The sequence below is a fragment of the Vreelandella xerophytica genome, from assembly GCF_968048975.1.
Map to the genome: position 1 here is coordinate 1124045 of NZ_OZ309106.1, position 25411 is coordinate 1149455.

Sequence of the window (25411 nt, forward strand, 5' to 3'; positions counted from 1 at the left end):
GCCAAAACGACGCACCCCTCAAACCCGCGTGAGCTCTGCTAGAGAAGCGTTCTGGAACGCTCGGCGCGCCCACGCACCAGGCCTGCCACGCTCATCAGCGCGGCCAGCAGCCATATCGGCAGGCTACCCATCCGGGTGAACGGGGTTTGCCCTTCCATGGCGTAGAACTCGCCGGTGAGCGTGGTGGTCTCGAACTGCGGGATGCGATCCACCAGGTTACCTCGGGCGTCGATGATGGCGGTAATCCCGTTATTGGTGGCACGCAGAACGAAGCGGCCGTTTTCGAGCGCTCGCAGGCGCGCCATCTGCAGATGCTGATGCGGGCCGATCGAGGCGCCGAACCAGGTGTCGTTGGAAACGGTGACGATCACGTCACTCTCCAGCGCCCGGCTGGCCACCAGCTGTGGATAGATGATTTCGTAGCAGATGGCATTGCCGATACGGATATCGCCTGCCTGCATCGGCGCCTGGATCGAATCGCCCGAGGCAAAGCTCGACATGGGCAGATCGAAGAAGCTGATCGCGCCGCGCAGCACACTCTCAAGCGGAAGATACTCGCCAAAGGGCACCAGATGTTCCTTCTGGTAGCTGCCGGTCACATTGCCCACCCCGATCACGCTATTGAAGTAGCGGTTTTGCTCATCCAGTTGGACGATACCGGTCATCAGCGCGGTAGTCGGTGAAAGCGTTGCCTGAAGGCGCTCGAGTACCGGGCGTGCCTGGTACTCGAACATCGGCACGGCGGTCTCGGGCCAGATGATCAGATCCACGTCGTCGGCGACCTCGCGGGTCAAGTCGCTGTAGATATTGGCCGCCGTACGCTGGCCTTCCGGCGTCCACTTGATCAGCTGGGACAGGTTGCCCTGTAACAGCGCGACCCGGCTTGGCTGGCTGGCGGGGGTCGTCCACAGTGCGGGCAGGGCCAGGGGAATCAGCCAGATAGCGGCCAGGGGCAAAGCCATCCAGAAACGCCGGCGCAGCACGTAGACCCCCAGCGTACCGCTGAGCGCGACCAGTAACGATAAAAGATAGACTCCACCCAGCGGCGCCCAGCTGGCCAGCGGCGAATCCACGAACCCCGAACCCAGCAACAGCCAGGGAAAGCCGGTAAAGAGATAGGTGCGCAGCACTTCCCCCAGCACCCAGATGCCCGCAAAGCTCAGAAACCTCAGGTGAGCGCCTGCAAAGCGGCGGTAGACCCAAAGCATGAGAGCGTAGAACAGCGCCAGTACCACGACAAAAAGCGCGGTCAGCACGACCGCCAGCGGTACGCCGGTATAACCGTAGTCGTGAATGGAGACATACACCCAGGAGGCGCCGGTGGCGAAAAGTCCGATGCCATACGCCCACCCCTTGAGCGCCGCCTGGGCGGGTGTGAGGTGGCGAGTGCCGAAAAAAAGTAGCCCGACGGCCACCGGACCCAGCCACCAGAGCCCGAAAGGGGCGGCGGTCAGTGTGGTGAAGCCGCCCGCCACCAGGGCCGCGAGCAGTTGAAAAGCAAAGGGGGACGTCAATCCCATAGCGATATCCTGTTAGCGATATGAAAGCCGTGAGCTAGTCGTTATCCGCCGTGCCGGGTTCGTCACTGCTGTCTTGGTAGGCTTCGAGCAGGCGAATGCGCCGGTTGTCGGCGTTGAGAACGATAAAGCGCCAGCCGCCGAGGCTTGTATGCTCGCCGCGTCCGGGCAAATGGCCGAACTGCTGCATGACGAGCCCACCGACGGTATCGAATTCGTCATCGGAGAAGTCGGTGTCAAAGCGTTCGTTGAAGTCCTCGATGGGGGTGAGCGCACGGATGGCGAAGTGGCCGTTTTCCAGACGGCGGATGGCATCTTCTTCGTCGGTATCGTGCTCGTCTTCGATGTTGCCGACGATCTGCTCCAGAATGTCCTCGATCGTCACGATACCGGCCGTGCCGCCATACTCGTCCACGACGATCGCCATGTGGTTATGGGTATCGCGAAACTCTTTCAAGAGGCTGTTCAGACGCTTGGATTCGGGAATGAACATCGCCGGGCGCAGCACGTGCTCCAGGATGAAGGCGTCGCGACTTTCCTGGGACTGGGAAAGCAGCGGCAGCAGATCCTTGACCAGCAGGATGCCCTTGACGTCATCCAGGTTTTCGCCGATCACAGGATACCGGGAGTGGCCGGTTTCCTGAATCAGGGGGAGATAGCCGTCGCTGGTCTGATCGATGGCAATGGCCGAGACCTGAGAGCGGGGAATGAGGATTTCGCGCACCTGCTGGTCGCTGATCTCGAGCGCCCCTTCAATGATCATGATGGCGTCCTGATCCAGCTTCAACTTGCCTGCGGTGTGGCGTAGGAACGTGAGCAGTTCATCCCGGGAGCTGGGTTCATCGGACTCGCCGGTGAGGGCGCTAAAGAGTTTCTCGAGCCAGGATTTTTGATTCGACGTGCTCGATGGGTCTTCGCTCATGGCGTCAGATCTCTTGGTTACGGACTAGTTGGCGTCAAAAACGAACGTTTATGCAGTATGGGTCGGGAATATCAAGGCCCTTCAACAGGGCTTGCTCCAACGCTTCCATGGCCTGGGCGTCGTCGTCCTCGACATGATCATACCCCATCAGGTGCAGGGTGCCGTGAATCACCATGTGCGCGTAGTGATGCGCCAGAGGTTTCTGCTGCTCAGAGGCTTCGTTCAGCACGACATCGTGGCAGATCACCAGATCGCCCAGCAGCGGCAGTTCAACGCCGGGCGGGCTCTCGAAAGGGAAGGAGAGCACGTTGGTGGGCTTGTCCTTGCCACGGTAGTCGCGATTGAGCGTCTGGCTTTCGGTACGCTCCACGAAACGGATAGTCAGTTCGCGACGAAGGTCGTCGGGATGATGCGAAAACACACAGCCCACCCAGTGGGTGAGCTGTGAAAGGGTGGGAAGCGCATCGGCCTTTACCGCCACCTGACGATCGATCACGACATCCGTCATCGCGAGCTGTCCCAGCCCGGTACGCCGTCGCGGGCGGCCATGCGTGCGTCGCGCTCTTGCTGGCGCGCCTCGCGCCGGGCACGCTCTTCCACTTCCTGCTGGGACTCGAAGGCATCATAGGCCTCGATGATGCGCTGAACCAGAGGATGGCGTACCACGTCCTTCGCGGCGAAGTGAGTCACGCCGATACCCGGCGTCCCCTTGAGCACGTCCAGTACCTGGATCAGTCCCGAGCGCTGGCCCTTGGGAAGATCCACCTGGGTCACATCACCGGTAATCACCGCCGTCGAGCCGAAACCGATCCGGGTCAGAAACATCTTCATCTGCTCCGGGGTGGTGTTCTGGCTTTCGTCAAGAATGATGTAGGCGTTGTTGAGCGTGCGTCCGCGCATGTAGGCAAGCGGGGCAATCTCGATCACCTGACGCTCAATCAGCTTGGCGACCTGCTCGAAGCCGATCATTTCGTACAGCGCGTCATACAGCGGGCGCAGGTACGGGTCGATCTTCTGGGCAAGATCCCCGGGCAGAAAGCCGAGCTTCTCGCCGGCTTCGACCGCCGGGCGTACCAGCAGGATACGGCGCACTTCCTGCTGATTGAGCGCTTCCACTGCGGCAGCCACCGCCAGGTAGGTCTTGCCGGTGCCGGCAGGCCCGATTCCGAAATTGATATCATGCTCGCGAATGCTGGTCACGTAGCGCTGCTGGTTCAGGCCGCGCGGCTTGATCATGGTGCGCGGTGTGCGCATGATCACTTCGTCGCTGCCGCCTTCGCCTTCCTCGTCGTCTTCCAGCGCTTCAAGCCCGGACTCCTGTAAAAACAGGTGGACCGTGTCCGGGGAAAGCTCGCTGGCCGCAGTTTCACGATACAGGTGCTCCAGCACGTTGGAGGCAGCCTTGATGCGATTCGCCGCCCCCGCCAGCTGGAAGGTATTGCCACGGTTTCTCAGCGTGACGTCCAGCCGGTCTTCGATCAGCTTCAAGTGCTCATCGCGCTGCCCACACAGGCTTGCAAGCCTTTGCGGGTCATTGGGTTCAAGGCTTAAGGTGATGATACGGTTGGCCTGAGATGATGGCTGGCTCAAGAGTAGGAGATCCGTTTGTTGATGTGTGTAACTCAGAGCTTAATGCCCAGGCAAGTCCTGGGCAATTACTTGGGCTAAATACGCGTCAATAACGTTCGGGCGAGGCAAGTTCACCGCGTAGCGAGTTGGGCAACGCCTCGGTGATGTCCACATCGACAAAGTAGCCGATCAGCTCGGTCGGGTTGGCGGCACAAAAGTTCACCACGCGGTTGTTTTCGGTACGCCCGGAGAGCTGGCCTGGGTCTCTGGGCGAGAACCCGGTGACCAGGATACGCTGGGTGGAGCCCACCATGCGGCGGCTGATTTGCGCGGCCTGCTGCAGGATGCGTTCCTGCAAGATGGCCAGACGCTGTTTCTTGACGCTCTCCGGGGTTTCATCAAGGAGTCCGGAAGCGGGTGTGCCGGGGCGTGCCGAGTAGACAAAGCTGAAGGAGTGATCGAAGCCGATCTGATGGATCAGATCCATCGTATCCTCGAAGTCCTCCAGGGTTTCACCCGGGAAGCCGATGATGAAATCCGACGAGAAGCTGATATCCGGGCGGTTGGCGCGGATGCGCTCCATCTTGTCGATGTATTCCTGGCGGGTGTGGCCACGCTTCATCGCGCCAAGGATTCGGTCTGATCCCGATTGCACCGGCAGGTGCAGGTGGCTGACAAGTTCCGGAATCTCGGCGTAGGCCTCGACCAGACTCTCGGTGAACTCCACCGGGTGGGAGGTAGTAAAGCGGACACGGTCGATCCCTTCCACCGCCGCCACGCAGGCAATCAGCTCGGCAAGATCGATCTCTTCGCCCAACTGGTTGTCGCCCCGGTAAGCGTTGACGTTCTGACCCAGCAGATTGATTTCGCGAACGCCTTGGTCGGCCAGGTGGATGACTTCATCCATTACCGACTCGAACGGACGCGAGACCTCTTCGCCGCGGGTATAGGGCACCACGCAGAAAGTGCAGTACTTCGAGCAGCCCTCCATGATGGAGACGAAGGCCGTGGCGCCGTCGGAAGTAGGCTTGGGCAGGTGGTCGAACTTCTCGATTTCCGGGAAGGTGACATCCACCGCAGCAATCTGGTTGCCGGCACGGGCGTCCAGCATCGCCGGCACCCGGTGCAGCGTTTGCGGACCGAAGACCATATCGACATAGGGCGCGCGCTTTTTGAGCGCTTCGCCCTCCTGACTGGCCACGCAGCCGCCCACGCCGATCACGAGATCCGGGTTGGCGTCCTTGAGCTTTTTCCAGCGTCCCAGCTGGTGGAACACTTTCTCCTGCGCCTTTTCGCGGATGGAGCAGGTGTTCAGCAGGATAACGTCGGCCTCTTTCTCGTTATCGGTGAGTTCCAGCTGGTGGGATTCGCCGAGTAGGTCTGCCATACGAGAGGAGTCGTATTCGTTCATCTGGCAGCCGTGCGTTTTGATGAAGAGCTTCTTCGCCATCGGTACCTGTCATCTATGGATTGTCGTCGGACGAATAGGGATCGTCGTCAGACGAAAAATGAATGGAGTATCCATCGGGCTGCGCTTGCTGCGAGCCTGGTGCTTGAGAGTGCGGCCATTATACGGATACAAGATTCCAGCGGCTAGCGCTCAAGACAATCGATGCTTGACCCAAGCGATTCTATGAGTATACTACGCACCGTGTTTGAGCAGTTCCTCGATAGCTCAGTTGGTAGAGCAAATGACTGTTAATCATTGGGTCACAGGTTCGAGTCCTGTTCGAGGAGCCAAACGCCTTGTACTGCTTTCAAACACCGTAGCACCATGTTCCTCGATAGCTCAGTTGGTAGAGCAAATGACTGTTAATCATTGGGTCACAGGTTCGAGTCCTGTTCGAGGAGCCAAACGACCTTGCTGCGCATCAATCTAGATATTGTTCCCCGATAGCTCAGTTGGTAGAGCAAATGACTGTTAATCATTGGGTCACAGGTTCGAGTCCTGTTCGGGGAGCCACGTGTTTATTCTTCCGGTCTGTCCTCTGATTTATCCTTCCTCGAGTCGTCTATAACGCGTCTCTTTTCGTCTGTATCTTCTTTTCCTGTCTTTTCTCTTGCGTCTTCTGTGCTCAAGAGGCTAATTTTGCCATGTCTTTAATGAATTCAGCTCTTTACTGAATCCGCGTCTTTATTGAAGAAAGCCACTCACCCTGCGGTGAGTGGCTTGAATGCTGGAAAGGAAGAAGGAGGCTGGCTTAACGCTGGGCCATGCGCTGGGCGTTCTTGAGGTGGGTATAGTCCAGCATCACTTCAGCGGCTTCCAGTACGTGGGCGCGGTCCACCGGCATTTCCTCGTCTTCATCACTGTCCTCTGCAGGCTCTCCGTTGACCGTGTTGTCCAGGCGGGCATCCATCCACTCATCCAGTTCCGGCAGGCCAAGGGCCCGGCGGCGCTGGTTTTCCAGTGAAAGCTGCTCGGCTTCCTGAGCTTCGAGCTCGCGCTGGCGCTGCTCGCGGTTCAGGCTCACGCTGGTATGCTGCTCGCGAAGCTGGCGGGCGAGCGTGGACTGGCGCTCAAGATAGCGAAAGTTGGGGTTCTCCTGGGCACGCTGCTGGTGCTGGACGGTCAGCGCGCCGATAAAGTCCTCCGGGTTGCCGTAGCGGCGGTACTGAACGTTTTGCACCGTATCCCAGGCAAGGGCGTTGTCCAGGCTGCTTTCACCGATGCGCTCCGGGTCGATCAGGCTCGGAAAGTCGATGTCCGGTTCGACGCCGCGATTTTGGGTGCTTTCCCCGGAAATACGGTAGAACTTGGCGCGGGTCAGCTTGATCTGGCCGTGGCTAAGGTCGTTGAGGGTTTGTACGGTACCCTTGCCAAAGGTGGGGGCGCCAACCACCAGCCCTCGGCCGTAATCCTGAATCGCGCCGGCAAAGATTTCCGAGGCCGAGGCGGAAAGGCGGTTCACCAGTACGGTCAGCGGGCCATCGTAGAGCGTGCCGGCGTCGGTATCGCCATAAAGCTGAATTCGCCCCTGGGCGTCACGTACCTGCACGGTCGGGCCGCGGTCAATGAACAGGCCGATCAACGAGTTGGCTTCCTGCAAGGCGCCGCCGCCGTTGTTGCGAAGATCCAGCACGATGCCTTCGATGTTCTGCTCCTTGAGCGATTCGATCTCGCGGGCTACATCGCGGGTCGTGCTGCGGTACTCTTCTTCACCGGCCTGCCAGGCGTCGAAATCCACGTAGAAGGTGGGTACGTCGATCACGCCGATCATGTGCGGTTCACCGTCACGCTCGACTTCGATCACTTCACTGTGGGCGGCCTGATCCTCGAGGCTGACCGTGTCGCGAGTAATCTCCACTACCTGAGAGCGGGTCATGTCCACCGCCTGAGCGGGAACCACGTCAAGGCGCACGGTGGAGCCTTTCGGCCCGCGAATGAGATCCACCACGTTATCCAGGCGCATGCCCACCACGTTGACCATTTCGCCATCTTCCTGGCCCACGGCGATGATGCGGTCGGCAGGCTCCAGCACGCCGGCGCGCTCGGCCGGCCCGCCGGGCACCAGGCTTGCCACTTTCACGTACTCGCCTTCGGCCTGAAGCAGGGCGCCAATGCCTTCAAGGGAAAGGCTCATCTGGATATCGAAGGATTCGCTCTGACGCGGCGAAAGGTACCCGGTGTGCGGGTCGATGGTGCTGGAAATCGCGGCCATCAGGATGCCGAAGACATCCTCGGATTCGGTCTGTCTGAGCCGGGTAAGCTGGCCTTCATAGCGCTGGCGCAGGTTATCCTCGATCTGCTCCTCGTCCTGGTCGGTCAGGGTCAGACTCAGCGCATCGTTTTCAAGGCGTTTGCGCCAAAGCTCGTCAAGCTCGCTTTCACGGCTCGCCCAGGGCGCCTCTTCCCGGTCGATTTCCAGACGGTCATCGCTATCGAAGTCGAAGGTAAGGCCTTCATCCAGGCGGGTCAGCAGCCACTCGAGACGCTCGGTATGGCGCTCGCTCAAGCGATTGTAAAGCTCGAACGCTTCATCGAGCTCGCCTTCAAACAGTACCTGATCCATATGTTCTTCTAAATGGCGGTAGGGTTCGATATCGCGATTTAGAAGATAGCTTCGCTGGTTGTCCAGAATATCCAGATAGCGCTGGAAAGCTTCCTGAGACCACTGCTCATCAAAATCGATATTGGCATAGTGGCCGTAGCGGAGCGCATCCCCGATCTCCACTGCCGCTTGGCGTTGTTCGTCGGTCGGCGCAAGCTGCGCCAACGCCGCCGGGCTGGTCATTATCAGCATCACGGCAACGGCGACCGAGCGCGAAAGCGTTACAAACAAGCTCATCAGTCAGGCTCTCCCGGAATTTATGGTCATTCATGTTCCCTAGACATTCAGTCAACCTATGAGTTGCGTAGGCCGAAAGAGCATTGTAGCAGGTCATTTACTCTGTGATACTCACTCATTTTCTGATAGGGGGCATTCATTTGGACGCGGTCGATATCAAGTCGTTCGAGCCTGATTCATCCGAGATAAAGCGCCTGACAAGGCTCTGCAATTTTCTGGCGCAGTCGCCTACGCCCTGGCACGCGACAAGCGCGATGGCTCAGCGTCTGGAGCAAGGCGGTTTTACACGTCTGGAAGAGAAGGCCGATTGGCAACTGGAAGCGGGGAAGCGCTACTTCGTTACCCGCAACGACTCTTCGATCATCGCCTTTCAACTGCCGGCCCAGGGGCTTGAAAGCCTGCGCATGATGGGAGCGCACACGGACAGCCCAGGGCTCAAGCTGAAGCCTCAGGCTACCCAACGTTCGGCGGGCTGGCTGCAGCTGGGGGTGCAGGTTTATGGCGGTGTACTGCTCGGCCCCTGGTTCGATCGCGATCTAGGACTGGCCGGGCGGGTGCATATTCGCCAGCATGATGGCCAGCTTGCGAGCGTACTGCTTAACGTGGCGGACCCGGTGGCCATGATCCCAAGTCTTGCGATCCATCTGGACCGCGAAGTGAACGCGGGCCGGGCCATCAATCCGCAAACCCAGATGGCGCCGGTGCTGATGCAAAGCGGAGACGCCACGCTTGAATCGCTTTTGAGCCGTTGGCTCGAGAAAGAGCACGGTTTAAAAGAGTTTGAAATCTTGGATTTCGAGCTGGGCTTTTACGATCTTCAGCCGCCTTCGCTGGTGGGTGTCGGTCAGGAGCTGGTCGCCAGCGCCCGGCTGGATAACCTTCTTTCGTGCTTCATCGCCCTGGAGGCGCTTCTGGAGTGCGACGGCGAACAGGGAGCGCTGCTGGTAGCCAACGACCATGAAGAAGTGGGGAGTGCCAGCGCTTGCGGCGCCCAGGGACCGTTTCTGGGTGATGTGCTCAAGCGTATCAACGCCCAGGTCGGCAAGGGCGGCGAGGAGGCGCTGATTCAGTTGATCCAGTCTTCCTTGATGATCTCCTGCGATAACGCTCACGCGCTGCATCCCAATTTTCGCGACAAGCACGACGAGCGCCATGGTCCCGCCATCAATGGCGGCCCGGTGATCAAGGTCAACGCCAGCCAGCGCTACGCCACCAACAGCGTGACCGGGGCGCTGTTTCGCGATGTGTGCCGCAAGGCGAATGTGCCGGTGCAGTCCTTTGTGACCCGAGCGGATATGGGGTGTGGCAGCACCATCGGTCCGATCACGGCCGCCGAGGTGGGGGTGCCGACCATCGATGTCGGCGTGCCTCAGTGGGCCATGCACTCCATTCGCGAGACCGCGGGCACTCGGGACGTCGAATACCTGACCCGGGCGCTGACGGCGTTCTTGAACCGCCCGGCGCTTTACTGACCCTGCACTTGTAAAGACGCCTGTTGTCAGGCGCGCACAAAAAACCCCGCTAACCGAGTTAGCGGGGTTTTTGTAAAAGCTGGTGGCTACGCCCTGATTTGAACAGGGGACCCCATCATTATGAGTGATGTGCTCTAACCAGCTGAGCTACGTAGCCTTTCAACGGGGGCGAATATTACAAAGCGCGCCGCCACCCGTCAAGTGCTTCTTTGCGCAATGGCCCAAAAAAGCGTAATCGCTTCAAATGGCGATTCATGGACTCAGACGTTGAAACGGAAATGGATCACGTCGCCGTCCTTGACGATGTACTCCTTGCCCTCCAGTCGCCATTTGCCGGCATCCTTCGCGCCCTGTTCCCCACCCAGCGAAACGAAGTCGTCATAAGCGATCACTTCGGCGCGAATGAAGCCTTTCTGGAAATCGGTATGGATGACGCCGGCGCCTTCCGGGGCGGTCGCCCCCTGTTTGACGGTCCAGGCGCGGACCTCTTTCACCCCGGCGGTGAAGTAGGTCTGAAGGCCCAGCAGGGCATAGCCTGCGCGAATCACGCGATCAAGCCCTGGCTCTTCCATGCCCATCTCGTCCAGGAACATGCTGCGCTCTTCGTCGTCGAGCTCGGCAATTTCCGCTTCCAGCTGGTTGCACACGGGCACCACCACCGCGCCTTCTTCCTCGGCGATCTGGCGCACGATATCGAGATACGGATTGTTCTCGAAGCCGTCTTCATTGACGTTGGCGATGTACATGGTGGGCTTCAAGGTCAAAAAGCCGAAGCTTTTGACCTGATGCTTCTCTTCGTCGGAGAGGCCAAAGCTTCGAAGCGGCATGCCTTCGGCCAGGTGCGGCTGGATCTTGTCCAGAATCGTCTTTGTCGCCACGGCGTCTTTATCGCCGCCTTTTACCGAGCGCACCAGGCGTTGGCTCGCCTTTTCGACGGTGTCCAGGTCGGCCAGCGCCAGTTCCAGATTGATGGTTTCGATATCCGCCCGCGGGTCCACCTGATTGGAGACGTGGATCACGTTGTCGTTATCAAAGCAGCGCACCACGTGGGCGATGGCCTGGGTTTCGCGAATATTGGCGAGAAACTTGTTGCCAAGACCCTCGCCCTTGGAAGCACCCGCCACCAGGCCTGCAATATCCACAAACTCCATGGTCGTTGGCAGCACCTTCTGCGGAACGACGATCTCTGCGAGCTTGTCGAGTCGCGGGTCGGGCATGGGGACGATCCCGACGTTGGGCTCGATGGTGCAAAACGGGAAGTTTTCCGCGTCAATGCCGGATTTGGTAAGCGCATTGAAAAGCGTGGATTTGCCTACGTTGGGTAGGCCAACAATACCGCAGTTAAAACCCATAAAAATGTCCTGACCGGGGCGGCTTTGTCAAAAGTCGCCTTGAAAATGGAAGCGTTCGGCTATTTTACGCTATGTAGCCGGTTCATGGCTTTAGCCCAGTCGCCGTCAAGCGCAAGGGGCAGCGTTGCCAGGCACTCATCAAGGGCGCGCTCGATCGACTCCTGCTCGGTTTTGCCGGGCCGGCCAAGTACAAAGTTGGTGACCTGGCGCGCCTCGCCGGGATGACCAATGCCGATGCGCAGCCGATGAAAGTCCTTTTGATTGCCCAGGGCGCTTATGATGTCACGAAGGCCGTTGTGGCCGCCGTGGCCGCCACCGGTTTTATAGCGTGCCTGGCCGGGGAGTAGATCGAGCTCGTCGTGAGCGATGAGCAGGTTGTCCGGGGCGAGCTTGAAAAACTGCGCAAGGGCAGCCACGGCGGCGCCGCTGCGGTTCATGAAGGTGGTGGGATTGAGAAGATGCAGCTCGCATTCGCCAATACGGGCCTTGGCATAAAGCCCCAGAAACTTCTTTTCGGGGCGAAGCTCCATGTGGGCGCTGCGCGCAAGCGCGTCCACCAGCCAGAAGCCTGCATTGTGGCGTGTTGCATCGTACTCGGGGCCGGGATTGCCCAGCCCTATGATGGCCGTTACCTGGCTCATGTTCCCACCTCCAACGTTCACATAGATGCGCTTGTGTCCTGCAAGTGCACGACAAAAAAAATCAAGCGCCGAAGCGCTTGATTTTAGCATTCATGGGCCATGCAGGCATGGCCCAATACACGGCGAGCGTACTCGATACTGCGTACCGGGTGCGCTTACTCGGCGCTGTCTTCTTCGCCTTCGCCTGCTTCGCCTTCTTCCTCTTCAATACGATCTTTGATGATGGTGATGCTGAGAATGGCGTTATCGTGGTCTTCACCGTGGGACAGGTCGACAGAAGTGACGCCGGCCGGCAGGTTCAAATCGGACAGGTGCAGAGTCGTGCCCAGCTCAACACTTGAGATGTCCACTTCCAGGTAGTCCGGCAGATCCTTCGGCAAGCAGCTGATCGCCACTTCGTTGGCCATGACGTGAAGCTCGCCACCCTGGTCCTTGATACCGACACACTTCTCTTCGCCAATGACGTGCAGCGGCACGTTCATGGTGATTTCATGCGTCGCGTCGACACGCATGAAGTCTGCGTGGGTCAGAAGGGGCTTGTAGGGGTGGCGCTGAAGGTCACGAACGACGACCTGCTCCGACTTGCCGTCGATCACCAGGTTGATGACCGAGGAGAAGAAGGACTCGTCTTCGATCGCCTTGTAGAACGCGGTCTTTTCGACGGAGATGGACTGCGGCGCCTTTTCACCACCGTACACGACGGCAGGAACTTGCTGGTTCGCACGACGCAGGCGGCGGCTCGCACCTTTCCCCAGGTCGTTACGAACATCGGCTTTCAAAGTAAAATCAGACATGTTGGTGCCTCTTGGTTTAAGTAAGAAAACCCCGTCGACCGCGACCAGGCGACGACGTTTTCAAGGCCCCAGTGGGGGCTTTGCCGTCAGGCGAGTCCTTGAGACTAGTGGAACATCGCGCTGACGGATTCTTCGTTGCTGACCCGGCGGATCGCTTCCGCAATCAGGCCGGCAACGCTCAACTGGCGAATTTTACCGCTGCGACGCGCATGGTCGGCCAGCGGAATGGTGTCGGTCACGACGACTTCGTCCAGTACAGAATGGGTGATGTTGTCGACCGCAGGGCCTGACAAGATCGGGTGGGTGGCATAGGCCACCACGCGGGCAGCGCCGTGTTCCTTGAGTGCTTCACCGGCCTTGCAAAGGGTGCCGGCGGTATCGATCATGTCGTCGACTACCACACAGGTGCGCCCTTCGATTTCGCCGATGATATGCATGACCTGGGCCTGGTTGGCCTGGGGGCGCCGCTTGTCGATGATGGCAAGATCCGCGTTGAGCTGCTTGGCAATGGCACGCGCGCGTACCACGCCACCTACATCGGGGGAGACCACGACCAGGTCGTCGTAGTTCTGGCGCTCGATGTCGTCGAGCAGAATCGGTGAGCCGTAGACGTTGTCCACCGGCACATCGAAAAAGCCTTGAATCTGGTCGGCATGCAGGTCCATCGTCATCACGCGATCCACGCCGGCCTTGACCATCATGTCGGCAACCACCTTGGCCGAGATGGGCACGCGAGCGGAACGCACGCGGCGATCCTGACGGGCATAGCCAAAATAGGGAACAACCGCCGTGATGCGCGTCGCCGAAGCGCGGCGCAGGGCGTCGACCATCAGGATCAGTTCCATCAGGTTGTCGTTCGTGGGGGCGCAGGTGGACTGAAGGATAAAGACATCCTTGCCACGCACGTTCTCATTGATCTCGACTGCGATCTCGCCATCGCTAAACTGACCGACCGTGGCATTACCCATACGGCTGTCCAGGCTCTCAGCAATCTTTCGAGCGAGGTCGGGATTGGCATTCCCGGTGAAAACCATCAATTTTGACACGCGCAGCCACCTTTGCAGTGTTGGGGATCAGGGGAGAAAACGACAGATCATCATCAGGTTGGCTGGGGTACCAGGATTCGAACCTGGGAATGCCGATACCAAAAACCGGTGCCTTACCACTTGGCGATACCCCAGCAATAGCCTAATGCGCTGACCGGGCGCTAACAGCCCAGAGCATCATGTAGAGGAGAGGTGTTAAGCCCGCGTGCCACCCATGCCTGATAGCGCTGACCTGCCAGTTCGGCAACGGTTTTCGCGGCGTGCTCTGTTTCGAATGCGGCAAACAGACAAGCGCCGGTACCGGTCAGGCGGCTGGGCGCGTATTGGCCAAGCCACTCAAGCGCATAAGCGATCGGTGGATAGCGTTTCTTGACCGTTTCTTCACAGTCGTTACGCCACGTGGCCACTCCCCCCTGCAGTGCGCGCGCCATAGTAATGGGGCGGCTTGCGCGTGTCAATTCCGGGTCTTGAAAGATCAGCGGCGTCGATACGCTCTCGTTTGGGTGGATCACTACAAACCAGGGCGTATCCAGGGTGACAGGGGTGAGCCTTTCGCCCACCCCCTCGGCCCAGGCGCTGTGGCCACGAACGAAGACCGGCACATCGGCCCCCAGCGACAGGCCTATGTCGGCAAGGGTGGCCGGTGATAGCCCAAGCCCCCAGAGCTTGTTGAGCCCGACCAGTACCGTAGCCGCATTGGAGCTGCCGCCGCCCAGTCCGCCGCCCATGGGCAGGCGTTTGGTGATGCCCAGGCTGACTCCTTGCCTGGAGGTCTGGCGGTAATCAAGCAGCTTGCGCGCGGCGCGTACCACCAGGTTGTCGTCGAACTCGACGCCTTCTACAGCGTCCAGCAGCTTGATGTCGCCGTCGTCGCGCAAGGTGAGCGTCAGTTCATCGGCCAGGTCGAGGAACTGAAACAGCGTCTGCAGCGTGTGGTAACCATCCTCCCGTCGGCCGGTAATATGCAGCATGCGGTTGAGCTTTGCCGGGGCCGGAAGCGTCAGACGGCCGGGGGTGGCTTCTACGTGACTCACGCGGGGTTCACTCCTGGGTATCGCGGGAGCGCCACTGGTTGACCACCAGCGTGATGCGCACCTCTTCATAGTTCATGACCAGACGCCGCGGTAGCCACATGCCTTCCACTTCTTCCCAGTCGCGGTAGTCGATCTCCCAGCCATCCTGGCGAAGGTGGCTTGGAAAGCCGAACGCGTCGGTTTCCAGCTGGTAGCTCGAATCGTCCCCGGGCAGGCCGCGCACCCAGTCGGGCATGGCGCGAACCGGCAGTGACCAGCCAAGCTGCTCGTCCATCAGCGCTTCCGGGGTCGGAGCCTCGAAGCGGCCTTCGCTGGTGGTAAGAGAGAACCGGCCTTCGCGGCCTTCAAGAACACTGCGCCCGCCGCCGAAGGGGCCGCTGATCAGCATGCGGAAATAAAACGGCGTCTGGTTCCAGTCCAGGTTGGCACTGGTGTTCTCCTGCGGGGTACGAAGCCCGGCCTTGCCTGCCATGGTCCAGGTATCGAAGGCTTCCACGTCGGCCTGCTGACGCTCCCACTGGCCTGCCTGGCGTCCGCTCTCATCCATGGGGGCCTGAGTCGCACACCCGGCCAGCAATATCAAGGCGGCGCCGGCAAGCCACGCCCGTGCCGGGCGTGCGCAGGTGTTGGGTAACGGGGCATTCGGGCAGGTGCTCAACATAACGAAACTCCATGTCAGGGGGGCGCCTTGAATCATTCAAGGCAGTATCTAGAAAATGGGTAAGGCTATTTTTAAAACCACGGTGCGTCTATAAAACCACGGTGCTTCAATACAAAAGTGCTTCAAGACCAAAATGCTTTCTTGGAACCACGAGACTCTCTTGAAACCACGATAATTGCTTGAGCCTGTTTCCTTGAGGGCCACCCCGAACAAGGGAAGAACACATGCTCAGGGGGCACCGAGTTCCGGGTGGCGCTCAAGCAGCTCATCGATAGTGGGGTGCTCGTCGGTGCGCGCCTGGATATGGCGAACCAGCGCTCGGGCGTCATCGGTGCGCTCCAGCGCATGAAGTACCTCGGCCAGGTGGGCGGCAACTTCCTGGTCCGGCATCTGGGCGTAGGCGCTTTCAAGCCAGGGCAGGGCGTTGGCGGGTTCGCCCATTTGAAAATGCACCCAGCCCATGCTGTCCAGTACGGCAGGGTTGTTCGGCTCCAGCTGGTAGGCGCGCTCGATCAGCTCGCGGGCCTCCTCGAGGCGCTCGGGCAGGCCGGCGTCCGCCAGCGTATAGCCCAGGGCGTTGAGAGCGGCGGCGTTATCGGGCTCGGCGCGAATGATCTGGCGCAGATCGCGCTCCATGGCCTCAAGGTTGCCGCGCTCGAAGGCACGCATCGCTCTCAAGTAACGCAGGCCAGAATCTTCCGGCGTACGAGCCACTTCCCTGTCCAGCAGCGCATCGGCTTCATCAGGCAGGTTCTGGGTGTCGAGAAGCTGCATTTCGAGAAGCACCAGGTCGCTGAAGTAGGCATCATGGCGCATTCGTTCGATGCGTAAAAAGGCCCGAGCATCGAGCAGTCGATCCTCGTCGACCAGCATCTGGGCGGCGGTGGCTCGGGCGGGTAGGAATTCGCTGCCCTCGCGTACCTGCCGATAATAGATCAGCGCATTGTCGGTCTCGCCCTGGGACTGGGTGATCGCCCCTAACAGGTAGTAGGCCAGATCGGGAATGTTGTCCTGGCCGATCAAGGGTTGCAGTAACCGATAGGCGGGCTCCGGATGGCCCTCTTCAAGGTAGAGCTGGGCGAGAGCGACACGCAGCTCTTCGCCGCCGCCGTGACGTTCGAGCAGGGCGTTGGTCTGCTCTTCGGCGGCCGCGATGTTGTTGAGGCGAATATTGGCCTGGGCGAGCAGCAGTACAAAGCGTACATCGTCCGGGGCAAGCAGCAGGCCCTGTTCGGCGGCCGCGCGCGCGCCGCGGTGATCGTCGGTTTCCAGCGCCAGTCTTGCCCGGGCAAGCCAAAGCGCCTCGGACTCTGGCGCCTGACGGGCTATCTCGTCCAGGCGGGCCTGGGCCTGGCGGGTGTTGCCAAGCGCGGCCTCGATCAAGGCAGTGCCCAGGAGCACATCGCTTTGCACTTCAAGTCCGGCTTCGTCAGAAACGATGGCGAGGGTGTCGTCCAGGTAACTGCGCAGCGGGCGGATCAAGAGACCAAGCGGGGCTTCTTCGGCCACGGCAAGCTCGGCGAAGGCGGCGATATCACCATTGCCGCCGGCACGAGCAATCGCCAGGCGCTGCTCGAGGCTGTCGAGCCAGTCGCCGCGCTGAAGGGACAGCACCGCCAGAAACTGGTTCGGGCCCTGGGCCTGGGGGGCCAGCTCGCGCCAGCGCAGGGCGGAAGCCTCCATCAGCGCCGGGTCGTTGCCAAAGCGTGCAGCGAAGGTGGCCCGCTCGGCAAGGGCCGGTGTCTGGTAGCGTCTGGAAGCCTCCAGATAGCCCTGGCTCGCCCGGCTGAAATCCCCGCGCTGGCCAGCCAGTTCGGCGGTCAGCAGCGTACGCAGCCCGTCGGCGTCCAGCCCTCTTGTGATCGGCGGCGCCGATGCCATGGGATCGCTCAAATAGGCGGATAAGCCGCCATCATGACCTGAGGGCGTCGCTTGGCAGCCGCTTAACAAAAGCGTGGCCGCCAAGGGCCAGCGGGGTAAACCCGTTAATGTCGCGCGAAAGGGCATGCGTGTCTCAATCAAGTGGCCGGATATTCAGCATAGCGGCTTGGTGGCCTGCGGCAAAGTGGTGGCGCCAGAACCGGGTGTATTGTGGTAGAATGCTACACCTTGAAAACGATCCGTGTCAGCGCAATTTCAAGCCGGTTCTCGACAAGGCCCTTGAAGGCAAGGGCTCGTTTACAGAGAGTCGAGCCAGCGTTGACTCACGACCGATCCACTAGCGAAGACGCATAACGCATGACGCTTCTTGCCCTGGGAATAAATCATCGTACGGCCAGTGTCGCCGTTCGCGAGCAGGTAGCCTTTACACCTTCGCAGCTTGATGACGCGTTGGGCGAACTTCGCTGCCTGCCACAAGTCAGCGAAGCGGCGGTACTGTCTACCTGTAACCGCACCGAGCTTTACTGCGTGACCAATGTCGACGGCGAGCAGGCAGTGCTTGACTGGCTAGGCCGCTTTCATAATCTTCGCGTGGAAGAGCTTGCTCGCTGCGCCTATCACTATCTGGACCACGACGCCGCCCGTCACTTGATGCGTGTGGCCGTGGGACTGGATTCCATGGTGCTGGGCGAGCCTCAGATACTTGGTCAGCTCAAGGACGCCTATCAGCAGGCCCGCGACGCCAAGGGGTTGGGTGGCGAGCTGGAGCGCCTTTTTCAGCACACCTTTTCCGTGGCCAAGCAGGTGCGTACCGAAACCGGCATCGGCAAGAACCCGGTATCGGTGGCGTATGCCGCGGTCAGCATGGCCAGTCGCATCTTCGACGATTTCGGTCGAGCAAACGCTTTGTTGATCGGCGCCGGAGAAACCATCGAGCTGGTGGCCCGCCATCTTAGTGAGGCGGGGGTGCGTTCGCTGACGGTGGCCAACCGTACCCGCGAGCGCGCGCTCGGCGTGGCGTCCAGCCTGGGCGGGGAAGCCATCACGTTGCCCGAGATTCCAGAGGCGCTCGAAAAAGCCGATATCGTCATTTCCTCCACCGCCTCCCCGCTGCCGATTCTGGGCAAGGGAATGGTGGAGCGTGCGCTGAAAAAGCGCCGCCACCGCCCCGTGTTCATGGTAGACATCGCGGTTCCTCGGGATATCGAACCCGAAGTGGGCGATCTTGCCGACGTCTTCTTGTATACCGTCGATGATCTGGAAGAAGTGATCGCGGAGAACCGTCGCCACCGCCAGGTAGCTGCTGACCAGGCCGAATCGCTGATCGAGCACGGGGTGGGCAGCTGGCAGCAGGAGCGTCGCCTGCGCCGGGGCGGCGAGCTGATCCGCGACTATCGCCGCTACGGCGAGGCGCTTCGCGACGAAACCCGCGATCAGGCGCTTGAGCGTCTGGCCCGAGGGGAAGACCCTGCCAAGGTAATCGAGCGGATGGCGCATCAACTGGCCAACCGGTTCATGCATCAGCCCACCCTTGCGCTGCGCGAAGCGGCCTCCCAGGAAAACCACGAAGTGCTGAGTGCGGCGCCGCGCGTTCTGCTACCTCCCAAGCCCGCGTTTGACAAGCCTGCGCCCTCGGCAAAACGCCAGAAGGATGATACGCCCGCATGAAAGAGACGTTGCGCCAACGCCTAGACAGCTTTGCTGACCGGTTCGAAGAACTGGCGATGCTGCTATCCGACCCTGAAGTCATCAACGACCAGCAGCGCTTTCGCGACTACTCCCGCGAGTACTCGGAACTCGAGGAGCTGGTGGCCTCCTGGCAGCGCTATCGCGAGGTCGAAGACAATATCGCCACCGCCGAGTCGTTAAGTCGCGACAGCGACCCGGACATGCGCGAGCTGGCCGAAATGGAAATGCTCGAGGGCCGCGAGCAGCTTGAAGACCTGGATGTCGAGCTCAAGCGTCTGCTGGTGCCCAAGGACCCGGACGACGGTCGAGGTGTCTTTCTGGAAGTGCGCGCCGGTACCGGTGGCGACGAAGCAGCGATTTTCGCCGGCGATTTGTTTCGCATGTATTCACGCTACGCGGAAAAGCGCGGCTGGCGTGTGGAAGTGGTCAGTGCAAGCCACGGCGAACAAGGCGGCTACAAGGAAGTGATCTCCCGGGTGAAAGGCGACAGCGTCTATGCCCGTCTCAAGTTCGAATCCGGCGCCCATCGGGTGCAGCGCGTACCCGCCACGGAATCCCAGGGACGCATTCACACCTCCGCCTGTACGGTGGCGGTCATGCCTGAAGTGGATGACGTGGGCGATATCGACATCAACCCGGCGGATCTGCGTGTGGATACCTACCGCTCGAGCGGCGCCGGTGGCCAGCACGTGAACACGACAGACTCGGCCATTCGGATCACCCATCTGCCCACCGGCGTGGTGGTGGAGTGTCAGGAAGAGCGCAGTCAACACAAGAACCGGGCCAAGGCGATGTCGCTGCTGGCCGCCAGGCTCAAGCGCAATGCCGTGGACTCTCAGCGCCAGGAACAGGCCGATGCGCGGCGTTCGCTGGTGGGTTCGGGCGATCGCAGCGAGCGCATTCGCACCTATAACTTCCCCCAGGGGCGCATTACCGACCACCGTATCAATCTGACGCTTTACAAGCTGACCGACGTGATCAGCGGCGAGCAGCTCGATGAGGTGGTGGAGCCCTTGATCCATGAATACCAGGCCGAGCAGCTCTCCGCCCTGCAGGACGCGTGATGACGTTCGATGCACTGGTACGAGCCGGGGCCGAGCGGCTAGGCGCGGCGGGTGGTGACACCCCGCGCCTGGATGCCGAGGTGCTGATGTGTCACATCTGTGGGCGTGATCGCACCTGGCTCTATACCTGGGGGGATCAGCCTTGCAGGACCTGGGAGCACGCCCGCTTCGCAGCACTGATTGCCGCCCGGGCTCAGGGCCAGCCCGTGGCCTACCTGACCGGTGAGCGCGAATTCTGGGGGCTTACGTTGGTGACTTCCCGGCACACGCTCATTCCGCGCCCCGATACGGAAACCCTGGTCGAGGCCGCCCTTTGCCGCGCACAGGCGGCCAGCGGCCAGCTTCTGGATCTAGGCACCGGTACCGGTGCCGTGGCGCTGGCTTTTGCAAGCGAGCGCCCGCACTGGCAGGTGACCGGCCTGGATATTCGCGAAGAGGCCGTCGAGCTTGCCACCCGCAACGCCCATTGCCTGACGATCGAAAACGCCGCTTTCCAGCAAAGTGACTGGTTTGGCCGGTTTGAACGAAGCGATCCTGCCCCACGCTTTGATATCATCGTCAGCAATCCGCCCTACATCAGTGAAAACGACCCGCACCTTCGCCAGGGCGATGTACGCTTCGAGCCACGCTCTGCACTGGTGGCCGCCCATGATGGCCTGGCGGATCTGATGCATCTGGTGGAAAGCGCCAAGGCGTATCTGAACGCGACAGGCTGGCTGATGCTGGAACACGGCTATGCCCAGGCGGCGGCTGTCCGGGGCGCGCTGGAGAAGGGCGGCTACAGTAACGTTGAAAGCGTACAAGATCTGCAAGGGCACGAACGGGTTACTCTGGGGCGAGTTTGCCAAGCCTGATTCATCGTAATGGATCCTGCCATGAAACCTAAGAACCGAACGCTGGACCGTATCGATCTGCGTATTCTGCGCGCGCTTCAAGAGAATGCGCGCATCTCCTACGTGGATCTGGCCGCCCAGGTAGGGCTTTCCACCACGCCGTGCCTGGAGCGCGTCAAGCGTCTGGAGCGCGCTGGCGTGATTCGGGGCTACAAGGCCCTGCTCGACCCCCAGGCACTCAAGGCCAACCTGCTGGTGTTTGTCGAAATCAGCCTGGAAACTCAGTCGCCGGCGGTGTTTGACGAGTTTCGCCGGGCGGTGGAGACACTGCCGCAAATCCAGGAGTGTCATCTGGTGTCAGGACAGTTTGATTACATTCTAAAATGCCGGATTCCGGAGATGTCGGCTTACCGGCAGCTGCTGGGGGATGTGGTGCTGACCCTTCCCGGGGTGAAGGAATCCAAGAGTTATGTGGTCATGGAAGAGGTCAAGGAGAGCTTCAGCCTGTTTGTGCCGGAGCCAAGCGAGTTCGAGGACAAGTAGCCGATGATGGATGACCAGGCGCTTTTGCGCTATAGCCGCCAGATCATGCTGGCCGAAATGGATATCGAGGGCCAGGAGCGCCTGCTGGATGCCCACGCGCTGATCATCGGTGCCGGCGGGCTGGGGTCGCCGGTCGCCCTCTATCTGGCCGCGGCCGGGGTAGGGCGCATTACCATTGCCGACGCCGACGTCGTCGAACTGTCCAATCTGCAACGCCAGATCGCCCATCAGGATGCCAGTGTCGGCCAGAACAAGGCCGCCTCTGCCAAGGCGCGTATGCAGGCACTCAATCCCGGGTGTGAGATCACCGCCCTCGAATCCCATCTGGATGAGACAGCGCTCACGGCGCTTGCCGGCACCATGGATGTGGTACTGGACTGCACTGATCGTTTCTCGAGCCGCTACGCGATCAACGCCGCCTGCCAGGCAGCCGGAGTGGCGCTGGTCTCCGGCGCGGCCATCCGCTTTTCCGGCCAGTTGGCCGTCTTCGACCCCCGTGAGCCTGATTCCCCCTGCTACGCTTGCCTCTACCCGCCGGATGACACCTCCGATGAGGCGCCAAGCTGCGCCGAAAGCGGCGTAGTGGCGCCGTTGGTCGGGCTTGTCGGGTCGTTTCAGGCGCTCGAGGCGGTCAAGCTGTTAAGCGGCGCCGGGCGCGCCCACCAGGGGCTTTCCACCTTCGATGGCCTGAGCGGCGGCTGGCGCCATTTCCAGGTGCCGCGCGACCCCGCCTGTCCGGTATGCGGGCCCCGTCATTCATAACCGGCTGTTGCCGGCGCAGACGATCATAAAGGGTGAATTCATGGCGAAATCCGCCGGCTCGAAAAGTTTGAATCAGGCCAAGCGCGCCCAGAAGCAGAAAAAGATACAGCCCGCCTTCCAGGTGCCCTTGCTCGAAAAGAAACCTTCGCCGAACGCTGCCGCGCTCATGCCCTTGAGCGACGCGCTGGGGATGGCCCGGCAAGCCCTTCAAAGCACGCTAGACACCAAGTTGAACGAACCGCTGCATCTGTTCGTATCCGTTACCGATGGCACCACGCGCGCGGTGGTGGTCAACGCCCATGGGTCGGTTGATGAGACATTGTGGCAAGTGCTAAGCGATAAGCTGGCCCCGCACTACAGTGTTGCGTCCCCGGTGCGCTGGCTGCGCCTGGACTGGACCCGAACCTTCGAGGCGTACACGTGGGAGACCCTGGCGGCCGAGCTGAAAAAACACAAGCGCAACTACTTTCGCCGTGGCATCGCACTCGACCCCGATAAGCAGACAGCCTTTCTGGAGCAGGAGCTCAACGCCAACGCCATGCTCTACACGGGCAGCAAGGTGCCTCACCCCGAGCTTAACCAGGGCAACTTCCTGCGCTATGCCAAAGAGCGCTTTGGCCGCGAAGTGGCCGTCGACTTTGACCCCGTTCAGCGGGTTTATACCTTTACCACCGATGCGCTGCTTGTCGAACCGGGCCAGGCGCCGCGCCGGCTTCACGGTCACACCGGTGGGGCGGAAGGCCGCTCTACCGGGCGACGGATTATCGAGCAGTTGACCCCGCACACCACCTATTCGCTGATTGACGATGCCAGCCGGTTTCTGGCCGCTCAGGTAGAGCCGGACGGCCGGTTCATCTACGGGCTGCATCCTTGCTTTGATCGCCAGGTGAACGGCTACAATACCCTTCGTCATACCAGCAGCATATACAGCATGCTGGAGGCCTGGGAGGTCACGCAGAATGATTCGCTCAAGCGCGCGATTGACCTGGCACTCGAGCATCTCACCACCGAGCTGTTGCAAAGCTTCGAGCACCGCGGCGAGCGGGTAAGCTACCTGTTGGAAGGCAACGGCGAGATCAAGCTCGGTGGAAGCGGCGTGACACTTCTGGCGCTTTCCAAGTATACCGAGCTTACAGAAGACGAGCGCTATCTTCCGCTGATGGAAGAGGTCGCGCTGGGTATCCGCCAACTTCAGCTGGAAAGCGGCGGCTTCAACCACGTGCTGGACGCCGCGACGCTTGGGGTGAAAGAGGCCTTTCGCATCATCTACTACGATGGCGAAGCCGCGTTTGGCCTGATGCGTTTGTACGGTTTGACGAAGGACCCCCGCTGGCTTGAGGTAGTGGAGCGTGCCTTCGAGTACTTTATCGTTCAAGAACACTGGAAAGCCCACGACCACTGGCTAAGCTACTGCGTCAATGAATTGACCCTTTATCGCCCGGAGGAACGCTACTACCGCTTCGGACTGCAAAACGTGGCAGGCTATCTCGGCTTCGTGGAAGGGCGTATCACCACCTTTCCTACATTGCTGGAGCTGATGATGGCGGCGCACAAGATGATCACGCGTCTGCAGAACTCGCCGGAACATCGCCATCTGCTCGCACTGATCGACATCAAGCGTTTCTACCATGCCCTTGAAAAACGCGCCCACTACCTGCTCAACGGCCACTTCTGGCCGGAGTACGCGATGTACTTCAAGAACCCGCAGCGCATCCTGGGCAGCTTTTTTATCCGCCATCACAGCTTTCGCGTGCGCATCGACGACGTGGAGCACTACCTCTCCGGGTTCGTGGCGTATTTGCAGCACTATTTGAACAGTGAACGCGCAGCGTCGAAAGTGGTACGACCGATCACCGATGGATTGAATGCTCCAGTGCAGGCTCCTTCTTTTTCACGCGCTGCCTCTACTTTCACGAGTGAAGGTAACTGGACGAGCCAGGACGTGGCAGCGGCCACTGAAGGGCGCTGGATAAAAAGGCCGGGTTCCGTTCGCTGGCGTGCAACGGGCCTGAGCTTCAATATCAAAACGATGGCCCCTGGCCATATGGTGGTCGTCAGAACGGATCAGAGGCCTCTGGGGATTCACGTTGACTTTCTGGATAAGCTGCCTTACAAGCCCCAACTGCTGATCGCCCAGGCACCTGCCGATAGGGCGGCTCTTGAGAAACACGCCATTCCCATTTATGAAGTAGCCGATACCGGCCAGGCAGTTCTGGATCTGGGCGGCTTCGCGCGACGAAAACTCACAGGCAAGGTGGTGGGTGTCACAGGAAGTGCGGGTAAAACCACGGCTGTCAACATGCTGCGCCAGTTGCTTTCTCTGTGGGGGGATGTGGGGGCTACCACCCATAGCGCCAACCTTCCTTACGGCATCGCATGGACACTCGCCTCAGTTCCCTGGCAGGCGCCTGTTCACATTATCGAGATGGCCATCGGCCGCATGCGCCAGAATTCCGCTTTGGGACGGCCAGATATTGCCGTGTTTCTCAACGCGGGGCCGGCGCATCTTGAATATCATGATACGGTCGAACAGGTTGCCATTCGCAAGAGCCGTATATTCGACGCCATGCCGGCGGGCGGCGTGGCAGTGATCAACCGGGATATGGAGCAGTGGCCTATAGTTGAAGCCGCTGCCCGGAAAAATGCGCAACATATCCTCTCCTTCGGCACTCACCCGCAGGCAACGGTTCGCTGGATCAATTCCGGTGATCCTCACACACTTGAAATTGCCTACTCCAATGAGCGTATCAGTATCGACATGGCCGAGCGGGGCAGTCACTGGGCGATGAACGTTTTGGCTACCTTTGGTGTGCTGTTGGCGTCAGGGTTGTCGCCTCAGGCCGTGTTGCCGTTTATCGGTCTGGTCACACCACCTGAAGGGCGCGGCAGCCAACGTCAGGTGGCATGGCAGGGCGGGGCGCTCTATTTGCTGAACGATGCCTACAACGCCAACCCTCTCTCGATGAATGCGATGCTCTCCCAGGCAAGAAGTGTCGAGGGCAAACGCAAGCATCTGGTGCTTGCGGACATGCTCGAGCTGGGTACGGATAGCCTCGCCTATCACCAGGCGCTGGTGGAACCGATTATTGCCAGTGGGGCTGAGGTGGTGTGGCTGTTGGGCGAGCACATGCAAACGCTGCAGCCCAAACTGCAAGAGCGGATTCCTCGCGTGGCGAGTTTTCCCTCCAGGGAAGCGCTTGCACGAGCGCTGGCTTCATCGCTCGAACCCGGGGACTGGGTGGCGTTCAAGGGCTCCAACAAGTTTGGCTTGAGCGATATCGCTCAAACCCTCGAGGCGAGTCAGACGACATGAAAAAAAGCCCGCAGGGAGCGGGCTGACGT

Annotated in this window: 20 protein-coding genes and 5 tRNA genes; 10 read left to right on the plus strand and 15 right to left on the minus strand. The window is 60.3% G+C overall.

Going from position 1 to position 25411, the window contains the following annotated elements; genetic code table 11:
* Nucleotides 1-38 precede the first annotated feature (38 nt).
* From lnt to miaB, 5 genes are all read right to left on the minus strand, one after another.
* A complete protein-coding gene (lnt, locus tag ACWF8S_RS05360) occupies nucleotides 39-1520 on the minus strand; it encodes an apolipoprotein N-acyltransferase (RefSeq protein ID WP_447555815.1) in 1482 nt (493 codons plus the stop codon).
* A 34-nt stretch (nucleotides 1521-1554) separates the two neighbouring features.
* Nucleotides 1555-2439 carry an HlyC/CorC family transporter gene (locus tag ACWF8S_RS05365; RefSeq protein WP_447555816.1) on the minus strand — a complete coding sequence of 295 codons (885 nt, stop codon included), beginning with the start codon at nucleotides 2437-2439 and terminating at the stop codon, nucleotides 1555-1557.
* 34 nt (nucleotides 2440-2473) lie between these two features.
* Nucleotides 2474-2947, minus strand: a complete 474-nt coding sequence (gene ybeY / locus ACWF8S_RS05370) for an rRNA maturation RNase YbeY (protein WP_447555817.1) — start codon at nucleotides 2945-2947, stop codon at nucleotides 2474-2476.
* On the minus strand, nucleotides 2944-4029 hold the full coding sequence (locus tag ACWF8S_RS05375) for a PhoH family protein (protein WP_447555818.1): 1086 nt from the start codon (nucleotides 4027-4029) through the stop codon (nucleotides 2944-2946). Before ACWF8S_RS05375 ends, ybeY begins: the two co-directional genes overlap by 4 nt.
* 85 nt (nucleotides 4030-4114) lie before the next feature.
* Nucleotides 4115-5458, minus strand: coding sequence for a tRNA (N6-isopentenyl adenosine(37)-C2)-methylthiotransferase MiaB (miaB, locus tag ACWF8S_RS05380; RefSeq protein ID WP_447555819.1), 1344 nt, complete (start codon nucleotides 5456-5458; stop codon nucleotides 4115-4117).
* 214 nt (nucleotides 5459-5672) lie between these two features.
* Between miaB and ACWF8S_RS05385 the strand changes: the two genes are divergently transcribed.
* From ACWF8S_RS05385 to ACWF8S_RS05395, 3 genes are all read left to right on the plus strand, one after another.
* Nucleotides 5673-5748, plus strand: a tRNA-Asn gene (locus ACWF8S_RS05385).
* A gap of 38 nt (nucleotides 5749-5786) precedes the next feature.
* Nucleotides 5787-5862: transfer RNA gene (locus ACWF8S_RS05390), tRNA-Asn, on the plus strand.
* A 33-nt stretch (nucleotides 5863-5895) separates the two neighbouring features.
* Nucleotides 5896-5971, plus strand: a tRNA-Asn gene (locus tag ACWF8S_RS05395).
* Between the two features lie 238 nt (nucleotides 5972-6209).
* Here ACWF8S_RS05395 and ACWF8S_RS05400 read toward each other — a convergent pair.
* Nucleotides 6210-8297, minus strand: coding sequence for a carboxy terminal-processing peptidase (locus ACWF8S_RS05400; protein WP_447555820.1), 2088 nt, complete (start codon nucleotides 8295-8297; stop codon nucleotides 6210-6212).
* Nucleotides 8298-8437: 140 nt separating this feature from the next.
* Between ACWF8S_RS05400 and ACWF8S_RS05405 the strand changes: the two genes are divergently transcribed.
* A complete protein-coding gene (locus tag ACWF8S_RS05405; RefSeq protein ID WP_447555821.1) occupies nucleotides 8438-9769 on the plus strand; it encodes a M18 family aminopeptidase in 1332 nt (443 codons plus the stop codon).
* Between the two features lie 80 nt (nucleotides 9770-9849).
* On the opposite strand, the gene ACWF8S_RS05410 is transcribed toward ACWF8S_RS05405, so the two are convergent.
* The 9 genes from ACWF8S_RS05410 to ACWF8S_RS05450 all read right to left on the minus strand — a co-directional run bounded on the left by ACWF8S_RS05410 (nucleotide 9850) and on the right by ACWF8S_RS05450 (nucleotide 17304).
* Nucleotides 9850-9926, minus strand: a tRNA-Met gene (locus ACWF8S_RS05410).
* A 103-nt stretch (nucleotides 9927-10029) separates the two neighbouring features.
* Nucleotides 10030-11121, minus strand: coding sequence for a redox-regulated ATPase YchF (ychF, locus tag ACWF8S_RS05415; RefSeq protein WP_447555822.1), 1092 nt, complete (start codon nucleotides 11119-11121; stop codon nucleotides 10030-10032).
* Nucleotides 11122-11180: 59 nt separating this feature from the next.
* A complete protein-coding gene (pth, locus tag ACWF8S_RS05420) occupies nucleotides 11181-11762 on the minus strand; it encodes an aminoacyl-tRNA hydrolase (RefSeq protein WP_447555823.1) in 582 nt (193 codons plus the stop codon).
* A 155-nt stretch (nucleotides 11763-11917) separates the two neighbouring features.
* Complete coding sequence (locus tag ACWF8S_RS05425; protein WP_447555824.1) at nucleotides 11918-12556, minus strand: 50S ribosomal protein L25/general stress protein Ctc; 639 nt, start codon at nucleotides 12554-12556, stop codon at nucleotides 11918-11920.
* A gap of 104 nt (nucleotides 12557-12660) precedes the next feature.
* Nucleotides 12661-13602, minus strand: a complete 942-nt coding sequence (locus tag ACWF8S_RS05430) for a ribose-phosphate pyrophosphokinase (protein WP_447555825.1) — start codon at nucleotides 13600-13602, stop codon at nucleotides 12661-12663.
* Between the two features lie 59 nt (nucleotides 13603-13661).
* A tRNA-Gln gene (locus ACWF8S_RS05435) sits at nucleotides 13662-13736 on the minus strand.
* 27 nt (nucleotides 13737-13763) lie between these two features.
* On the minus strand, nucleotides 13764-14636 hold the full coding sequence (gene ispE, locus ACWF8S_RS05440; RefSeq protein ID WP_447555826.1) for a 4-(cytidine 5'-diphospho)-2-C-methyl-D-erythritol kinase: 873 nt from the start codon (nucleotides 14634-14636) through the stop codon (nucleotides 13764-13766).
* A 7-nt stretch (nucleotides 14637-14643) separates the two neighbouring features.
* Nucleotides 14644-15297, minus strand: coding sequence for a lipoprotein insertase outer membrane protein LolB (gene lolB / locus ACWF8S_RS05445; RefSeq protein ID WP_447555828.1), 654 nt, complete (start codon nucleotides 15295-15297; stop codon nucleotides 14644-14646).
* A gap of 228 nt (nucleotides 15298-15525) precedes the next feature.
* The gene (locus tag ACWF8S_RS05450) at nucleotides 15526-17304 is read right to left on the minus strand and encodes a tetratricopeptide repeat protein (protein WP_447555829.1); all 1779 of its coding nucleotides are present in this window, start codon (nucleotides 17302-17304) and stop codon (nucleotides 15526-15528) included.
* A gap of 231 nt (nucleotides 17305-17535) precedes the next feature.
* On the opposite strand from ACWF8S_RS05450, the gene hemA reads away from it, so the two are divergent.
* From hemA to ACWF8S_RS05480, 6 genes are read left to right on the plus strand one after another with little or no spacing between them, the layout of a single operon-like run.
* Entirely contained in the window at nucleotides 17536-18846 is a 1311-nt protein-coding gene (gene hemA, locus ACWF8S_RS05455) for a glutamyl-tRNA reductase (RefSeq protein WP_447555830.1), read from the plus strand.
* The gene (gene prfA / locus ACWF8S_RS05460) at nucleotides 18843-19931 is read left to right on the plus strand and encodes a peptide chain release factor 1 (protein ID WP_447555831.1); all 1089 of its coding nucleotides are present in this window, start codon (nucleotides 18843-18845) and stop codon (nucleotides 19929-19931) included. The genes hemA and prfA overlap by 4 nt, the downstream gene beginning before the upstream one ends.
* The gene (prmC, locus tag ACWF8S_RS05465; protein WP_447555832.1) at nucleotides 19931-20785 is read left to right on the plus strand and encodes a peptide chain release factor N(5)-glutamine methyltransferase; all 855 of its coding nucleotides are present in this window, start codon (nucleotides 19931-19933) and stop codon (nucleotides 20783-20785) included. Before prfA ends, prmC begins: the two co-directional genes overlap by 1 nt.
* A gap of 21 nt (nucleotides 20786-20806) precedes the next feature.
* Nucleotides 20807-21307 (plus strand): Lrp/AsnC ligand binding domain-containing protein, encoded by a 501-nt coding sequence (locus ACWF8S_RS05470; RefSeq protein WP_447555833.1) that lies wholly within the window; start codon nucleotides 20807-20809, stop codon nucleotides 21305-21307.
* Nucleotides 21308-21310: 3 nt separating this feature from the next.
* Complete coding sequence (locus tag ACWF8S_RS05475; RefSeq protein ID WP_447555834.1) at nucleotides 21311-22069, plus strand: HesA/MoeB/ThiF family protein; 759 nt, start codon at nucleotides 21311-21313, stop codon at nucleotides 22067-22069.
* Between the two features lie 40 nt (nucleotides 22070-22109).
* Nucleotides 22110-25382, plus strand: a complete 3273-nt coding sequence (locus tag ACWF8S_RS05480) for a Mur ligase family protein (protein ID WP_447555835.1) — start codon at nucleotides 22110-22112, stop codon at nucleotides 25380-25382.
* The last annotated feature ends 29 nt before the right edge of the window (nucleotides 25383-25411 follow it).

Bases quoted from the DNA above. Each gene is read 5' to 3' on its own strand.
- lnt (WP_447555815.1), bottom strand. From the start codon at position 1,520: ATGGGATTGACGTCCCCCTTTGCTTTTCAACTGCTCGCGGCCCTGGTG.
- ACWF8S_RS05365 (WP_447555816.1), bottom strand. From the start codon at position 2,439: ATGAGCGAAGACCCATCGAGCACGTCGAATCAAAAATCCTGGCTCGAG.
- ybeY (WP_447555817.1), bottom strand. From the start codon at position 2,947: ATGACGGATGTCGTGATCGATCGTCAGGTGGCGGTAAAGGCCGATGCG.
- miaB (WP_447555819.1), bottom strand. From the start codon at position 5,458: ATGGCGAAGAAGCTCTTCATCAAAACGCACGGCTGCCAGATGAACGAA.
- ACWF8S_RS05400 (WP_447555820.1), bottom strand. From the start codon at position 8,297: ATGAGCTTGTTTGTAACGCTTTCGCGCTCGGTCGCCGTTGCCGTGATG.
- ychF (WP_447555822.1), bottom strand. From the start codon at position 11,121: ATGGGTTTTAACTGCGGTATTGTTGGCCTACCCAACGTAGGCAAATCC.
- pth (WP_447555823.1), bottom strand. From the start codon at position 11,762: ATGAGCCAGGTAACGGCCATCATAGGGCTGGGCAATCCCGGCCCCGAG.
- ACWF8S_RS05425 (WP_447555824.1), bottom strand. From the start codon at position 12,556: ATGTCTGATTTTACTTTGAAAGCCGATGTTCGTAACGACCTGGGGAAA.
- lolB (WP_447555828.1), bottom strand. From the start codon at position 15,297: ATGTTGAGCACCTGCCCGAATGCCCCGTTACCCAACACCTGCGCACGC.
- ACWF8S_RS05450 (WP_447555829.1), bottom strand. From the start codon at position 17,304: ATGCCCTTTCGCGCGACATTAACGGGTTTACCCCGCTGGCCCTTGGCG.
- hemA (WP_447555830.1), top strand. From the start codon at position 17,536: ATGACGCTTCTTGCCCTGGGAATAAATCATCGTACGGCCAGTGTCGCC.
- prfA (WP_447555831.1), top strand. From the start codon at position 18,843: ATGAAAGAGACGTTGCGCCAACGCCTAGACAGCTTTGCTGACCGGTTC.
- prmC (WP_447555832.1), top strand. From the start codon at position 19,931: ATGACGTTCGATGCACTGGTACGAGCCGGGGCCGAGCGGCTAGGCGCG.
- ACWF8S_RS05470 (WP_447555833.1), top strand. From the start codon at position 20,807: ATGAAACCTAAGAACCGAACGCTGGACCGTATCGATCTGCGTATTCTG.
- ACWF8S_RS05475 (WP_447555834.1), top strand. From the start codon at position 21,311: ATGATGGATGACCAGGCGCTTTTGCGCTATAGCCGCCAGATCATGCTG.
- ACWF8S_RS05480 (WP_447555835.1), top strand. From the start codon at position 22,110: ATGGCGAAATCCGCCGGCTCGAAAAGTTTGAATCAGGCCAAGCGCGCC.